The sequence below is a fragment of the Mesorhizobium sp. M0106 genome (genome assembly GCF_040322715.1).
Lineage (GTDB): Bacteria > Pseudomonadota > Alphaproteobacteria > Rhizobiales > Rhizobiaceae > Mesorhizobium.
Genome location: NZ_JAMYUA010000005.1, coordinates 148,752 through 164,404 on the forward strand (window position 1 = coordinate 148,752; position 15,653 = coordinate 164,404).

Annotated in this window: 14 protein-coding genes; 9 read left to right on the forward strand and 5 right to left on the reverse strand. The window is 62.1% G+C overall.

Annotated features, from left to right (window positions below):
* Positions 1-2 precede the first annotated feature (2 nt).
* A complete protein-coding gene (locus tag NKJ55_RS07560; RefSeq protein WP_352449348.1) occupies positions 3-593 on the reverse strand; it encodes a hypothetical protein in 591 nt (196 codons plus the stop codon).
* Positions 594-940: 347 nt separating this feature from the next.
* Here NKJ55_RS07560 and NKJ55_RS07565 point away from each other — a divergent pair, with 347 nt between their 5' ends.
* From NKJ55_RS07565 to NKJ55_RS07580, 4 genes are all read left to right on the forward strand, one after another.
* Positions 941-1,570 (forward strand): ATP-dependent Clp protease proteolytic subunit, encoded by a 630-nt coding sequence (locus NKJ55_RS07565; protein WP_023674655.1) that lies wholly within the window; start codon positions 941-943, stop codon positions 1,568-1,570.
* A 303-nt stretch (positions 1,571-1,873) separates the two neighbouring features.
* A complete protein-coding gene (gene clpX, locus NKJ55_RS07570) occupies positions 1,874-3,148 on the forward strand; it encodes an ATP-dependent Clp protease ATP-binding subunit ClpX (RefSeq protein WP_352449349.1) in 1,275 nt (424 codons plus the stop codon).
* A 266-nt stretch (positions 3,149-3,414) separates the two neighbouring features.
* Positions 3,415-5,826 (forward strand): endopeptidase La, encoded by a 2,412-nt coding sequence (gene lon / locus NKJ55_RS07575; protein ID WP_352449350.1) that lies wholly within the window; start codon positions 3,415-3,417, stop codon positions 5,824-5,826.
* 196 nt (positions 5,827-6,022) lie between these two features.
* Entirely contained in the window at positions 6,023-6,295 is a 273-nt protein-coding gene (locus tag NKJ55_RS07580; protein ID WP_023674657.1) for an HU family DNA-binding protein, read from the forward strand.
* Positions 6,296-6,382: 87 nt separating this feature from the next.
* Here NKJ55_RS07580 and NKJ55_RS07585 read toward each other — a convergent pair whose 3' ends face one another.
* The gene (locus NKJ55_RS07585) at positions 6,383-7,405 is read right to left on the reverse strand and encodes an aldo/keto reductase (protein WP_352449351.1); all 1,023 of its coding nucleotides are present in this window, start codon (positions 7,403-7,405) and stop codon (positions 6,383-6,385) included.
* A 183-nt stretch (positions 7,406-7,588) separates the two neighbouring features.
* On the opposite strand from NKJ55_RS07585, the gene hxlB reads away from it, so the two are divergent.
* Positions 7,589-8,155: a 6-phospho-3-hexuloisomerase gene (hxlB, locus tag NKJ55_RS07590; protein ID WP_352449352.1), complete on the forward strand. Its 567-nt coding sequence runs from the start codon at positions 7,589-7,591 to the stop codon at positions 8,153-8,155.
* Positions 8,156-8,160: 5 nt separating this feature from the next.
* The gene (locus tag NKJ55_RS07595; protein ID WP_352449353.1) at positions 8,161-8,904 is read left to right on the forward strand and encodes a creatininase family protein; all 744 of its coding nucleotides are present in this window, start codon (positions 8,161-8,163) and stop codon (positions 8,902-8,904) included.
* A 50-nt stretch (positions 8,905-8,954) separates the two neighbouring features.
* Here NKJ55_RS07595 and NKJ55_RS07600 read toward each other — a convergent pair whose 3' ends face one another.
* The 3 genes from NKJ55_RS07600 to NKJ55_RS07610 all read right to left on the reverse strand — a co-directional run bounded on the left by NKJ55_RS07600 (position 8,955) and on the right by NKJ55_RS07610 (position 12,800).
* On the reverse strand, positions 8,955-9,872 hold the full coding sequence (locus NKJ55_RS07600; RefSeq protein WP_352449354.1) for a carbohydrate ABC transporter permease: 918 nt from the start codon (positions 9,870-9,872) through the stop codon (positions 8,955-8,957).
* A 13-nt stretch (positions 9,873-9,885) separates the two neighbouring features.
* Entirely contained in the window at positions 9,886-11,007 is a 1,122-nt protein-coding gene (locus NKJ55_RS07605; protein WP_031211226.1) for a carbohydrate ABC transporter permease, read from the reverse strand.
* Positions 11,008-11,135: 128 nt separating this feature from the next.
* Positions 11,136-12,800 carry an ABC transporter substrate-binding protein gene (locus tag NKJ55_RS07610; protein ID WP_352449355.1) on the reverse strand — a complete coding sequence of 555 codons (1,665 nt, stop codon included), beginning with the start codon at positions 12,798-12,800 and terminating at the stop codon, positions 11,136-11,138.
* A gap of 293 nt (positions 12,801-13,093) precedes the next feature.
* Between NKJ55_RS07610 and NKJ55_RS07615 the strand changes: the two genes are divergently transcribed.
* From NKJ55_RS07615 to rbsK, 3 genes are read left to right on the forward strand one after another with little or no spacing between them, the layout of a single operon-like run.
* On the forward strand, positions 13,094-14,152 hold the full coding sequence (locus NKJ55_RS07615) for an ABC transporter ATP-binding protein (RefSeq protein WP_352449436.1): 1,059 nt from the start codon (positions 13,094-13,096) through the stop codon (positions 14,150-14,152).
* 31 nt (positions 14,153-14,183) lie between these two features.
* Positions 14,184-14,636, forward strand: a complete 453-nt coding sequence (locus NKJ55_RS07620; protein ID WP_023674665.1) for an RbsD/FucU family protein — start codon at positions 14,184-14,186, stop codon at positions 14,634-14,636.
* A 4-nt stretch (positions 14,637-14,640) separates the two neighbouring features.
* Positions 14,641-15,582 (forward strand): ribokinase, encoded by a 942-nt coding sequence (gene rbsK / locus NKJ55_RS07625; protein ID WP_352449356.1) that lies wholly within the window; start codon positions 14,641-14,643, stop codon positions 15,580-15,582.
* Positions 15,583-15,653 lie beyond the last annotated feature (71 nt).

A 15,653-nucleotide genomic window follows, 5' to 3' on the forward strand; every position in this document is an offset into this window, starting at 1 on the left:
GCCTAGTATCGGCAATGCCTCGGAATATGTACGCGCCGCCAGCTGGATGAGCCCTCCCTGACCACCACGCGGCGGGCCACTGTCTGATAAGACGACGGAATTTCGATGATGCGCCGCTGCTCCGGCCGCACCAGCACCTCTTCGGCGACGCTCTCGTATTCGGCGGGCAGGACAACGCGCCGCCGGCGTTCCGGCTCAATCACGACGATCTCGGCCACGCGTTCATAGCGCGCCCTGTGCCTGACCTTGCACAGCACCTTGCGGCCATGAATGATGCGCCATTCCCAGGAATAGCCGCCGTCATCGACCCTCACGGACCGGTAGATGGTGCGGGTGATGGCGGGCACGATCTCGTAGCTGACGCGCGCCGGCGCGATCTGCACCACGCGCTCGCGCGTCCCGTAGATCGGCGCTTCATACTGCACCTGCTGGCCGGCTGGGCTGACGAGCACATCCTTGTAGACGGTGTCGTAGACGGCCGGCCGATTGACCTGCTCGTAGCATTCGACCGCGCGTCCGCCGGCCGCCGTTTCGGACGCCATGCCGAATACGGCGATGCTGGTAAGGGCCAAGGAAGCAACTTTCTTGATCATCGCACTCCCCCTGTTTGAACTGCGTGAAGCGAGTTCAACGTTGAACTGTAGGGTAAGCCGTGGCCGGAAAAAGCGGTTTCACCACTTTTCGTTAAGCGATGGGGTTAAGAAACTGCTAAACAACGGCCAAGCATGAGCGCCCCTTCCCACGGCAGGAGAGGGGCTGCCGGCACGGCGACAGGCGAAACTGGATTGGAAACCTTGATTCGACTTAACCGGATGGCTAGGAGAGGCGGCCTTGCGCTAGGGTGAGCCGGCATCCTATTTACACAATAACGATCCAGAACCGATTCTGCCCGATTGCAAATCTCCGGCGCCGGAATCCCATCCTCAAAAAGGGATAGTCCATGAAGAACCCCGTCGAAACCTACATGAACCTCGTTCCGATGGTGGTCGAACAGACCAATCGCGGCGAGCGGGCCTACGACATTTTCTCGCGGCTCCTCAAGGAGCGCATCATTTTCATCACCGGCCCGGTCGAGGATGGCATGGCGACGCTGGTCTGCGCGCAGCTGCTGTTCCTCGAGGCCGAGAATCCGAAGAAGGAAATCAACCTCTATATCAACTCGCCCGGCGGCGTCGTCACCTCCGGCATGGCGATCTACGACACGATGCAGTTCATCAAGCCTGCCGTGTCGACGCTCTGCATCGGTCAGGCCGCCTCGATGGGCTCGCTGCTCTTGACGGCGGGCCACAAGGACATGCGCTTTGCCACGCCGAACGCCCGCATCATGGTCCACCAGCCTTCCGGCGGCTTCCAGGGCCAGGCTTCCGACATCGAGCGTCATGCCCAGGACATCATCAAGCTGAAGCGCCGCCTCAACGAGGTTTACGTCAAGCACACCGGCAAGAGCTACGATGAGATTGAAAAAACGCTCGACCGTGACCATTTCATGACTGCCGACGAGGCCAGGGATTTCGGCCTCATCGACAAGGTCATTTCGTCACGTGAGCCGGTCGAAGGTATTGCCTTATAGGCCCGCGGTGGCCCTGCGGTGGCAATGAGTGGCGGGATCACGCGCTTTTGGCGCAGCTTGCGGCATTTCGGCCACAATTGGCTGTTCCCTCGACGGGTGCAATTGCCTACGTTAAGGCTATGTTGATTTTCGACGGCTTAGCTTTGCGTGGGGTTGTTCGAATCATTGCCCCGTTTTCCGATTTGTGTTTCGTACGGAATGCGTTGCGGGAGCCGGGCACTGGCGGCAGCGGATTCCCGCGATAGATTGAATATGCGCCCTTTCAACCAGACCATCGGCGGGCGGCCATGAAAGGACAGGAAAATGAGCAAGGTCGGCAACAACAGCGGTGATTCCAAGAACACGCTTTATTGCTCGTTTTGCGGCAAAAGCCAGCACGAAGTGCGCAAGCTGATCGCCGGGCCGACGGTGTTCATCTGCGACGAATGCGTCGAACTGTGCATGGACATCATCCGCGAGGAGAACAAGACCTCGATGGTGAAGTCGCGCGAGGGCGTGCCGACCCCGCAGGAAATCCTCAAGGTTCTCGACGACTACGTCATCGGCCAGCCCTACGCCAAGCGCGTGCTGTCGGTGGCCGTCCACAACCACTACAAGCGCCTCGCCCATGCCGGCAAGAACAACGACGTCGAACTGGCGAAGTCTAACATCCTGCTGATCGGCCCGACCGGTTGCGGCAAGACGCTGCTGGCGCAGACGCTGGCCCGCATCATCGACGTCCCCTTCACCATGGCCGACGCGACGACGCTGACCGAGGCCGGCTATGTCGGCGAGGATGTCGAGAACATCATCCTGAAGCTGTTGCAGTCGGCCGACTACAATGTCGAGCGCGCCCAGCGCGGCATCGTCTATATCGACGAGATCGACAAGATCTCGCGCAAGTCGGACAATCCCTCGATCACCCGCGACGTCTCGGGCGAGGGCGTGCAGCAGGCACTTTTGAAGATCATGGAAGGCACTGTCGCCTCCGTGCCGCCGCAGGGCGGCAGGAAGCATCCGCAGCAGGAATTCCTGCAGGTCGACACCGCCAACATCCTGTTCATCTGCGGCGGCGCTTTCGCCGGCCTGGACAAGATCATCTCGGATCGCGGCAGGAAGACCTCGATCGGTTTCGGCGCCATCGTTGCTTCGCCCGAGGATCGCCGCACCGGCGATGTTTTCCGCCTGGTCGAGCCTGAGGATCTCTTGAAGTTCGGCCTCATTCCCGAGTTCGTCGGCCGTCTGCCTGTCCTGGCGACGCTGGAGGACCTCGACGAGCCGGCGCTGATCCAGATCCTGACCGAGCCGAAGAACGCGCTGGTCAAGCAGTACCAGCGGCTGTTCGAGATGGAGAATGTCGACCTGACCTTCCACGAGAACGCGCTGTCGGCGATCGCCAAGCGCGCCATCGACCGCAAGACCGGCGCGCGCGGCCTGCGTTCGATCATGGAAGCGATCCTTCTCGACACCATGTTCGAACTGCCGGCGCTGGAAGGCGTGCGCGAAGTGGTTATTTCGGAAGAGGTGGTGTCAGGCAACGCCAGGCCGCTCTACATCTATTCCGAGCAGAAGGAAAAGAAAGGCAACGTCAGCGCCTGACGTGAGCCGGCAATGGATTTTTCTGAAACGGCGCCGCAGGGCGCCGTTTTGCTGTCACACCGCGTCATCGCTGCGGATTGGAGGGACGGACCGTGTTGACCCTTGATCTTTACCCCCTGTGCCTCCAACTAATGGCAGAAGGCCGTGGTGCCGAATTCTGTGCTGTAAAACTCCCGTCACAAACGGTGGTAGGCGGAACGATCCCCGGTCGTTAATATGAGATTCGCGGTTGGCCGATTGGCGGCCGCGACATGAAAGGTTGGACAATGGCCAAATTATCCAAGGCTCCCAGCGACGGCGTCTTCGCAGTCCTCCCACTGCGCGACATCGTGGTGTTCCCGCACATGATCGTTCCGCTCTTCGTCGGGCGTGAAAAGTCGATCAAGGCGCTGGAAGAAGTGATGGGTCAGGAAAAGCAGATCCTGCTTGCGACCCAGATGAATGCCGCCGACGACGATCCGGAGCCCGATGCCATCTTTGACATCGGCACGCTCGCCAATGTGCTGCAATTGCTGAAACTGCCGGACGGCACCGTGAAGGTGCTGGTCGAAGGCGTCTCGCGCGCGAAAATCGTCGCGTTCACCGACCGTCCTGACTTCCATGAAGCCCGTGCTGCGGCGCTGGTCGAACCGGAGGAGGAAGAGGTCGAGGTCGAGGCGCTGGCCCGTTCCGTCGTCACCGACTTCGAGAACTACGTCAAGCTGAACAAGAAGATCTCGCCCGAAGTGGTGGGTGCCGCCAGCCAGATCGACGACTATTCCAAGCTCGCCGACACGGTCGCTTCGCATCTTGCCATCAAGATCCCCGAGAAGCAGGAGATGCTCGCCACGCTGTCCGTCAAGGAACGGCTGGAAAAGGCGATGGGCTTCATGGAAGCCGAAATCTCGGTGCTCCAGGTTGAGAAGCGCATCCGCTCGCGCGTCAAGCGCCAGATGGAGAAGACGCAGCGCGAATACTACCTCAACGAGCAGATGAAGGCGATCCAGAAGGAGCTCGGCGAGGGCGAGGACGGCCGCGACGAGGCCGCCGAGATCGAGGCGCGCATCAAGAAGACCAAGCTCTCCAAGGAGGCCCGCGAAAAGGCGGAAGCCGAGCTGAAGAAGCTGCGGACGATGTCGCCGATGTCGGCTGAATCGACCGTCGTGCGCAACTATCTCGACTGGCTGCTGTCGATCCCGTGGGGCAGGAACTCCAAGGTCAAGCAGGATCTGGCCTTTGCCCAGAACGTGCTCGATACCGACCATTTCGGCCTCGACAAGGTCAAGGACCGCATCGTCGAATACCTCGCCGTGCAGAGCCGCCAGAAGAAGCTGAAGGGGCCGATCCTGTGCCTCGTCGGACCTCCCGGCGTCGGCAAGACCTCGCTCGGCAAGTCGATCGCCAAGGCGACCGGCCGCGAGTTCATCCGCATGGCGCTGGGCGGCGTGCGCGACGAGGCCGAAATCCGCGGTCACCGCCGCACCTATATCGGCTCGATGCCCGGCAAGGTCATCCAGTCGATGAAGAAGGCGAAGAAATCCAACCCGCTCTTCCTGCTCGACGAGATCGACAAGATGGGCCAGGATTTCCGCGGCGATCCGTCATCGGCTTTGCTCGAGGTGCTCGATCCCGAGCAGAATTCGACGTTCATGGACCATTACCTCGAGGTCGAATACGACCTGTCGAGCGTGATGTTCGTAACGACGGCGAACACGCTGAACATCCCTGCGCCCTTGATGGACCGCATGGAGATCATCCGTATCGCCGGCTACACCGAGGACGAGAAGATCGAGATCGCCAAGCGTCACCTGATGCCCAAGGTGATCCGCGACCACGCGTTGCAGCCGAAGGAATTCTCCGTCGGTGAGGACGCGATCCGCGGCATCATCCAGACCTACACCCGTGAAGCGGGCGTCAGGAGCCTGGAGCGCGAGCTGATGAAGCTCGGGCGCAAGGCCGTGACCGAGATCCTGAAGACGAAGAAGAAGACGATCAACATCACGGCGGACAATCTTGCCGATTACCTTGGTGTTCCGCGCTTCCGCTTCGGCCAGGTCGAGAGCGACGATCAGGTCGGCGTGGTCACCGGGCTCGCCTGGACGGAAGTCGGCGGCGAGCTGTTGACGGTGGAAGGCGTCATGATGCCCGGCAAGGGCCGCATGACCGTGACCGGCAATCTGCGCGACGTGATGAAGGAATCGATTTCGGCGGCGGCGTCCTACGTCCGCTCGCGGGCCATCGATTTCGGCGTCGAGCCGCCGCTGTTCGACAAGCGCGATATCCACGTCCACGTGCCGGAAGGCGCAACGCCCAAGGACGGACCGTCGGCTGGCGTGGCGATGGCGACGGCGATCGTCTCGGTGCTGACCGGAATCCCGGTCAAGGCCGACGTGGCGATGACCGGCGAGATCACGCTGCGCGGCAGGGTGCTGCCGATCGGCGGCCTCAAGGAGAAACTGCTTGCCGCACTTCGCGGCGGCATCAAGAAGGTGCTGATCCCGGAAGAGAACGCCAAGGATCTGGCGGAGATTCCGGAGAACGTGAAGAGCGGCATGGAGATCATTCCGGTCTCACGGGTTGGCGAAGTGTTGCGCCATGCGCTGGTGCGCATGCCGGAACCGATCCAGTGGGTTGAACCCGTCAATGCGCCGGCCGTGGTCGATGTCGGGGACGAAGCTGGTAAATCGCTGGCGCATTAGCTCTTGCTAAAGTTGCAATGCACAAAGAGAGAGCCGGGCCTTGAGCCCGGCTTTTTCATGTGAAGAACCCCGGAGTTCCGGGCTTTTTTCGACTTTCCCGGCGCTTTTCGACTTGGTTGCCGGAGCGCTTCTTTCTAAAGTCCGTTTCCTGCCGGATGAGTCGAGCGTTCCGGTTTTCTCATGGAAGGGAATTTTTATGAACAAGAACGAACTGGTGTCCGCTGTCGCCGATGCCGCGAGTATTTCGAAGGGTGACGCGCAGTCGGCGGTTGATGCGGTGTTTTCCGTCATCACCGGCGAACTGAAAAAGGGCGGCGATGTCCGGCTTGTCGGCTTCGGAAATTTCACCGTGTCACAACGCGCCGCGTCGACCGGCCGCAATCCGCAGACCGGTGCGGAAGTGAAGATCCCGGCGCGCACCGTGCCGAAGTTCTCGGCCGGCAAGGGCCTCAAGGACGCGGTCAACTAAGCGCTTCCTTAAGTCTTTCAGAGAAAAGAAAAGCCGGTATATCCGGTTTTTCTTTTCTGTGCCCGCAGCGTCGTTGGAAAGGCGGCACTATGCCGTCGGCGCATCCGCGCGCATCAAGCCTTCCTTCTTGAGATCGGCCCACAGCGCCGATGGCGGTTTCGCGTCGAGCAGCGAGCGATTGCTTTCGACTTCGCCCGGCCGCTGGCCGCCCGGGATTACCGAGACGACCGAAGGATGCAGCAGCGGGAACTGCAGCGCCGCCTCGATCAGGCGCACGGCGTGGCGCTTGCAGACGGCCTCGATGCGGGTGACGCGGTCGATGATGTCCTGCGGCGCCTCCGAATAGTTGTAGTAGGCGCCTGGCTTCGGCCCGGTTGCCAGGATGCCGGAATTGTACGGCCCGCCGAGAACGATGCCGATGCCGCGTTGCTGGCATAGCGGCAGGAAAGACTGCAGCGCTTCCTGCTCCAGCAGCGTGTAACGCCCGGCAAGCAGGAACAGATCGAAATCGCCGCGCTCGGCCAGCGTCTGGGCAACCGGCCACTCGTTGATGCCGCCGCCGAACGCCTTGATCACGCCCTGGTCGCGCAATGCCAGCAATCCGTAGTAGCCGGAGCTCATGAATTCCTGGATGCGCTGGTCCGAGGCTTCCTTGCTGCCATGGGTGAAGATGTCGACATCGTGCACGAAGAGGATGTCGATGCGGTCGACGCCGAGCCGTTCCAGCGAGGCTTCGAACGAGCGCATGATCCCGTCATAGCTGTAATCGTAGACCTCGCGGCGCGATGGGGTGTCGAAGAATTTGCCTATGCCGGTGCGCTGTTCCGGGGGGCAGGCGCGCATGATGCGCCCGACTTTGCTGGACAGCACGTAGTCGTCACGCTTCTTCGAACGCAGGAACGGATTGAGCCGCGTTTCGGCAAGGCCCAGCCCATAGAGCGGCGCGGTGTCGTAGTAGCGGCAGCCGACCCGCCATGCCGCCTCCAGCGTAGCATTGGCATCCTCGTCGGAGACGGCGCGGTAGAGATTGCCGAGCGGCGCAGTGCCGAAGCCGAGCTCGGTGAAGGTGATGCCGCCATTACCGATGCGGTCGAAATGCCGTGTCTTCATATGCTGTCGTTTCCTCATTTGGATTTGCCGTGACACTATCACGGCTGTAGCGCATCAAAAGCACTGCGTGTCGTTGGACACCGATTTTCGCGGTGATAGCATGAGTGAAAACAAGCTGTTCGGGGCAGATGTGACTGAGATATTCAAATGGTTCTCCGGCACCGGCAAGCTGGTGCAAATGTCATGACGGACGCCGGCGAAAACCTGTTTGGGATTGCGCTGAACGAGCTTGGCACCGTGCTGGAGCGTATCGACGCAAGCCGCATCGACGCCGCTTGCGCCATCCTGGCTGGCGCGAAAAAGATCGTCACCTATGGCTGCGGCCGCGAGGCGCTGCAGGTCAAGGGTTTTGCCATGCGGCTCTATCATCTCGGCCTGCCGGTGTCGGTCGTCGGCGACATGACCACGCCGCCGCTGGGCGAGGGCGATGTCTTCCTCGCCAGTTCCGGCCCGGGTGAGACGTCGACGGTGCTGACCTTGATGCAGGTCGCGCGCGAGGCCGGTGCCACAGTCCTGCTGCTCACCGCACAAGCCGACAGCACTGCCGCGAAGCTGGCCGATTTCACACTGCTTATCCCGGCTCAGACCATGGCCGACGACCAGGGTCCCGAAAAGACATCCGTCCTGCCGATGGGCTCGGTTTTCGAAGGCGCGCTGTTCGTCCTCTTCGAAGTGATGGTGCTGAAGCTCAGGGATCTGACCGGCGTCTCGGCGGAAGCGATGCGCGCCCGCCACACCAATATGGAGTAGGTGTCATGCGCTACGAACTGATGCTGCCGCATCAGATCCGCAAGGCGATCGCCGAGAACCGGCCGGTCGTGTTGCCGCTCGGTGTGCTCGAATATCACGGCGAGCACATGGCCGTCGGCATGGACACGCTGGCGGTGGTCAAGAGCCTGGAACTGTTCGAAAAAGAAGCCGAGATCGTCATTCTGCCGCCCTTCTATTACGGCGCGGCGAGCTATGCTGTTGCAGCACCGGAAGGCAGCGGCTCGGTGCAGGTCGGCGGCAATGTGCTGGCGCCATTTGCGGAAGAACTGTTCTACAGCCTGCTGCGCATCGGCTTCCGCAACATCCACGCCATCATTCACCACCAGACCGAAAATTTTGCCGCCGGCATGCCAACCGATCTCGCCTTCAAGGCCGCCGGCCGGCAGGCGATCTTCCGCTTCCTGGAGAAAGAACGTGGCGAAGGCTGGTGGGGCTCTGCGGCGATGGCCGACTATTATGCCGAGCACGCCGAGGGCAGCAATTTCTTCAACTGGGTGCAGGTGCATCCGCTGATGCCGGCTTCAATGCACAGCCGGTACCCGTTCGACCATGCCGGCACCGGCGAGACGTCACTGATGCTGGCGCTGTGCCCGGAAGCGGTGGACGTCGGCCGCTTCGCCGACAACACCGGCTGGTACACGGCAAGTGCGCCCGAAGCCTCGGCGGAATTGGGGCAAAAAGGGGTTGCCATGATCCTCGAGCATTTGCGGGCAACACTTTCGGGTTAGCGCGCTTTTCCCTTCTGCCACAACAAGGGGAGAAGGGAGAGCCGGCGCAGTTATTTCACCGCGCCCGCTGTCATGCCCATGATCAGGTAACGCTCGAGCGCGATGCCGATGACGGCGAGCGGTGTGATGGCGGCGGTGGCAAGCGCTGCCATCGACCACCAGTTGATGCCTTGTGAGCCGGTCTGGCTCGCCACCATGACAGGGATGGTCTTTGCGTCGGTCGAGGTCAAAAGCGCAGCGAAGAAATACTCGTTCCAGCACAGCACCATCGCCAGGATGAAGGCGGCGACCATGCCCGGCAGCGCGATTGGCATGACGATGCGCAAGAAGGCGCCCCAGATCGACAGGCCGTCGACGAGTGCTGCCTCCTCCAACTCCACCGGGATGGAGTTGAACTGGTCGCGCATGATCCAGATGACGATCGGCAGCACCATCAGCGTGTAGAGCAGGATCAGCCCGACGCGCGTGTCGAGCAGGCCGACCTCCCGGTAAAGCACGAGGAAGGGCAGGGCCAAAACCACCGGCGGCAGGATCAGCTGCGACAGGAAGAAGAAGGAAATATCCTCGTTCCTGAACCAGGCGAACTTGTAACGATAGCGGGTCAGCCCGTAGGCGGCGAGGCTGCCGATGACGATGGCGAGGGTCGACGCGCCGACCGAGGTGATGACCGAATTCATGAAACGCTTGATGAATTCGTCGCGCACAGTCGACGTCCGAAAGATCGAGTCCGGCGACAGGCCGAGCGACCGCCAGCCCTTCCAGTCGGGCTGGAAGTCGACGAACGGGATCAGATGGCCCTGGGTGACGTCGACCGCGGTCTTGAACGAGGTGGTTATCGTCCAATAGATCGGGAACAGGCAGATGAAAGCCCAGAAGATGAGCGCGCCGTAGATGAAGACGCGGTTGGCGACGAAGCTCGCCGGCGAGCGGATTTCGGAAGCGGCATAGTCGGTGGTCTGAACGCTCATCTTGCCGGCCCGATCAATTGACGTTGCGCACGAAGCGGCTGGCGAACTTCAGCAGCCAGGTCACGAACACGATGATGATGATCAAATAGGCCATCGCCAGCATCGTGCCGTAGCCGACGTTCGAGCGGTCGCGATACTCGCGGTAGATGAAACTGGACACCGAATCGGTCGCGCCGCCCGGCCCGCCGGAGGTGACGGTGATGATGATATCGGCGAGCTTCAGCTTGAAGATGATGCGCAGGATGACCGCTGTCACCGACACCGGCAGCATCAGCGGGAAGGTGACCTGCCAGAAGGTCTGCCAGGCAGTGGCGCCATCGACACGCGCTGCCTCGAGCACCTCGCGCGACATCGCCTGCAGGCCGGCGAGCAGCATGATCATCATGAACGGGATGAACGTCCACGCGTCGAGCACCATGATCGAGATGCGGGCGGTGATCGGGTTGGAGAAGAAGGCCGGGTTTTCCCAACCGAGATGGCGCGCCAGCGTCGCGGCGGGCCCGAAGCGGTATTCCATCAGCGACTTGCCGATCATCCACGACACCGCCACCGGCGACAGCATCAGCGGCATGAGAAACACGACGCGGAAGAATTTTCGTGCCCGGATCTGCGCGTTGAGCAGCAGCGCCAGGCCGAAGGCGATGACATATTCGACGAACACCGCCAGCACGTAGAGCACCATGTTGAACAGCGCGTTGCGATAATAGGCGTCGTTCAGCATCTGCCAGAAATTGTCGAGCCCGTTGAACTGCCGTCCGCTGAAGGAACTGAGGTTCCAGTCGGTCAGCGCGATGTAGAAGCCGAACAGCGTCGGGAAGATCACCATGGCAATGGTAAACAGCAGCGCCGGCAGCAGGAACAGCGCGCGCTGGCCGTCCTCGCCGCGCGTCAGTACCTGGCCGATGCCGAGCGCGACACCCCACAGCACATAGGCGTAGACCACCGGCCGCCAGGTCTCGAAGCCGATAGTGTCGACCTCGCTCTTGTAGAGGATTTGCAGCGCGATCACCGCCAGAAGGCCGAGCGTCGCAGCAGCCATCAGAGCCCAGCCAAGCCGTTTGCGGCTCCGCGGTATCAGGTCGGATGGCACGGCGCCTGCCGGCCATTCACTTGTCGACAAAGTCTGGTCAGCCAGGGTCCGGTCAGCCACGCGTTCTTGCCCGTTCACAGGAGGCTCGATGACCGGCCGAGCCAGTCGAGGCCAAGTCGGTCAAGGTGAGGTCCGGCGGCTGTGCGCCGCCGAACCAGTTTCACTATCTCAGCCTACATGCCGAGCGAGGCCTTGTAGAGCTTGACCTGTTTGTCGCGGCCGATCTGGTCGGTCAGCTTCTCCCAGGCGGCTGCGATGGCGTCGGCGCCTTCCTGCGCCTTCATCTTGCCGGCAAAGGTGTTGGCCAAAATGTCCTCGGCAGCGCTGTAGTACTGGAAGATGCCGGGGATGCGCGGCTCGATCGCCGCGTTCGGATGGTTGTAGCTGTCGGCTTCCGACTTCAGATACGATGTGATGAACGCCTCGTCGTAGCCCGCCGCCACCCATTCCGGAATGTTGAAATGCGAGTTGCGATAGGGCTGGAAACCCGACGGATAGGCCGCGCACCAGAGCGACAGGTCCTTGCCGCCGAGATGGGCAGCGGCAGACCATGCCGCCTTCTTCTTCTTTTCGTCGCTGTCGACGCGGGCCATGACATAAACGCCCCAGCCGAGATAGGCGCAGTTCGGTGCATGGTTCGGGCCGCTGGCGAGCTTGTCCCACTGCCCGGTCTTGGAGTTGTAGACATCGTCCGAGCCCGGCAGGATCGAGAAGCCGGTGATGTCGCCGACGACCGAGGAATCGTTGGTCTTGACGTTCGAACCGACGTCGCCCCACCAGGTAACCATCGAACCGGTGCCTGCCAGGAATTGCTGGAAGGCGGTGGTGTTCGGGTCGGCGTTGATCTGGTCGGCAGGTTCGGAGGGCAGGGCATCGATAACGTCCTGGATCGCCCGCACCCATGCCGGATTGTTGACGCGCGGCTTCATCGTGTCGGCATCGAACAGCCAGGCCTTGTCATCGGGATGCTTGGCGTAGGCGCTGGCGCGGCTGCCGAGGAAATAGAAGCCGAAACCGCCCCAGGGCTTGGGCGCATCGAGGTAGCCAAAGACATCCTGGCCCTTCACCTGCTTGCCCTTGAGGAATTTCGTCACCGCCTGCACCTGCTGCCAGGTCTTCGGCACGCCCCATTCGCCTTCTCCGCCGCCGTCCTTCCAGGCCTTGGCGAGGTCGGCATCGGTAAACACGTCGGTGCGGTAGTTGAAGTTATGTGCGTCGCCGTCAACGGTCACGCGATATTGCTTGCCGTCCCATGTGCCCACCGGCGGCTGCAGATAGGCCACGACATCCTTCATGTCGATCTGGTCCTTGACCCAGTCCGGCATCTCGGAGGTGAGACCCTTGCCGCAGACGTCGCCTTCGAACGGTGCCCCCATTTCGATGATGTCGAAATCGACGGTGCCGGTCGCGATCGACTGCTGCAGGCGGGCGTTGTAGTCAGCCTGCGCCAGGTCGATCCAGTTGATCTTGGCGCCGGTATAGGTCTCCCACGGCTTCAGGAAGCCGCGAAACAGCACATTGTGCAGGTTCTGGTTGTTGAGGCCCATGAAGGTGAGTTCGACACCGGCGAATTCGCCTTCCTTGACATTGGCCTTGGTGGCGCCAAGGCAAAGCTCGCCGACCTGCTGGAAGTCGGCATCGGTCGGCTGACCCTTGCCGACACCCGGGATCTGCAGGATCTGCGCGCGCAGGTCGTCGGCGGCCGCAGCCGTGCGCGTCAGCGCACCAAGTCCGGCGCTTGAGGCCGCCGCGAGGGCGGCCATGCTGGCCGCTCCCTTCAGCACGTCGCGGCGGGTGGCCCCGGCGCGGACAAGTTGGTTATAAAGGCTGACTTTCATTTCGTTCCTCCCAGAAGGTCAATTGTGAATTGGTTCAGATGGTGGAGCGCCGATTATGTTCCCCAACGACAGCGACTCCCGTAAATAGCGGCCCGAATTCTCCCTCCCGCGACGCTTGGCATTCAGTGCCGGACAAGCGTACCGGTGCGCCCGGAACAGGGTCATAAGCCGGACACTGTCACTATTCGCACAACGAAGTGCGGTGTCAACGTGAATGGGTTTTTTATCTATAAGAGACTGACTTGCCCTCGCCGTTTGCGTTGTTTAGCTTCACGGCAACTGAAGGGGGAATGATGGCTCAAGTCGCGATCCGCAATGTGGCCAAGGCGTTCGGAACCGTCAAGGTTCTGCACGATGTCAGCGTCGACATCGCCGACGGGCAGTTCGTGGTGCTGGTCGGGCCTTCCGGCTGTGGCAAGTCCACGCTGCTGAGGATGGTGGCCGGGCTGGAAACGGTCTCCGGCGGCACCATCGCCATCGGCGAGCGCATCGTCAACCATCTGCCGCCGGCCAAGCGCGACATCGCCATGGTGTTCCAGAACTACGCGCTCTATCCGCACAAGACGGTCGAGCAGAACATGGCCTTTGCTCTCAAGCTGCGCAAAACCGACCCGGCGGTGGTCACTGAGCGGGTCAAGCGCGCCGCCGACATCCTCGACCTCAATCCCTACCTCAAGCGCTATCCGCGCCAGCTCTCTGGCGGCCAGCGCCAGCGCGTCGCCATGGGCCGCGCCATCGTGCGCAACCCGCAGGTGTTCCTCTTCGACGAGCCGCTCTCCAATCTCGACGCCAAGCTGCGTGTCCAGATGCGCACCGAGATCAAGGAACTGCACCAGCGGCTGAAGACCACCACCATCTACGTCACCCACGACCAGATCGAGGCCATGACCATGGCCGACAAGATCGTGGTGATGCGCGACGGTCGCATCGAACAGGTCGGCGCGCCGCTGGAATTATTCGACCGGCCGGCCAACCTGTTTGTCGCCGGCTTCATCGGCTCGCCCTCGATGAACCTGCTCAAGGGCGTCGTGCGCAAGGGCGACAAGCCCGTCGTCGAGATCGCCGGGACGCCGTTCCCGATTGCGGCGACCAGTGCCGTCGAGGATGGCCGTAATGTCGTCTACGGCGTGCGGCCCGAGCATCTCGAAATCCATCCCGATGGTGTTCCGGCGAAGATTTCGGTGGTCGAGCCGACCGGTTCCGAGACTTTGGTGTTCCTGCGCTTCGGCGAGGGCGAGATGGTGGCGCTGTTCCGTGAGCGCCACGACTTCAAGCCGGGCGACACACTGCACCTGAAACCGCGGCTCGACCAGGTGCATCTCTTCGACGCAGAGACCGGCAAGCGTCTCTGATTTCGCCCCAGCAAACTTCGCGAGGAATACCATGCTCAAAGGAATCAATCCGCTGCTCAATGCCGATGTGCTGCAGGCGCTGCGGGCGATGGGCCACGGTGACGATCTGATTATCGCCGATACCAATTTCCCGTCCGATTCGGTGGCGCGCCAGACCGTGCTTGGCCGGCTGCTGCGCATCGATGCGTCGGCGGCCGATGTGGTCAAGGCGGTACTGTCGCTCTATCCGCTGGACACCTTCGTCGACGACGCGGCCGCGCGCATGGAGATCGTCGGCAAGCCGGACGACATTCCCGCCGTGCAGCAGGAAGTGCAAAAAGAGATCGATGCCGCCGAGGGCAAGGCCTGGCCGATGATCTCGGTCGAGCGCTACGCCTTCTACGAACGGGCCAAGAAGGCCTATTGCGTCATCCAGACCGGCGAGCGCCGCTTCTATGGCTGTTTTGCGTTCCGCAAGGGCGTCGTGCCACCGGATGCGGAGTAGCGGCATGCCGGCGAAACCGATCGTCATGAAGCCGGTTGTCATATTGGGCGTCTTCGTCGCCGATACGGCCTACCGCGCCGCCCGCCAGCCGCGCATGGGCGAGACGATCCTGGGCACGTCCTTCACGCTCGGCCCCGGCGGCAAGGGCTCGAACCAGGCGGTGGCAGCCGGCCGGCTCGGCGCCGATGTCACCTTCCTTACCCGCCTCGGGGTCGACCCCTTTGCCGATATGGCGAGACAGACCTGGTCGCAGGCCGGCGTGAAGAGCGCCGTCATCGACACGCCGGAAAGCTACACCGGTGCCGCCTATATCTTCATCGAGGAGACGAGCGGCAACAACGCGATCATCGTCAGTCCTGGTGCGGCCATGCTGATCTCGCCCGCCGATATCGAGGCAAATGCCGGCCTGATCCGCGCGGCCGGCGTTTTCGTCACCCAGCTAGAACAGCCGATCGAGGCGGCGCTGCGGGCGCTGGAGATCGCGCGCGGGGCAGGGGTGACCACCATCCTCAACCCGGCGCCCGCGGCCAAGCTTCCGGACCGTATCTACACGCTTTGCGACTATGTCACGCCGAACGAGACTGAGGCCGAGGAACTGACCGGCATCAAGGTATCCTCCATCGACGATGCCCGCCGTGCCGCCGACAGCCTGCTTGAGAAGGGCGTTGGGGCGGTCATCGTGACGCTTGGCGAAAACGGTGCGCTGCTGCACACGGCCGATCGTTCCGAGCATGTCGCAGCGGTCGCCGCCGGCCCGGTGGTCGAGACCACAGGCGCTGGCGACGCCTTCAACGGCGGCCTGGCTGCGGCGCTGTCGAGGGGGATCGAACCTCTGGAAGCGGTGCGCTTCGCCTGCGCCGTCGCAGGCATCTCGGTGACGCGCCCAGGCACCGCGCCGTCCATGCCGACGCTGCAGGAGGTCGAGGCGCTGCTCGCCGAGGGGTGAGACCGTATGGATTACATCATGAACGAAGATGGTTTTTGACAAATCAACGTCGACATTTCTCCGACACCAGG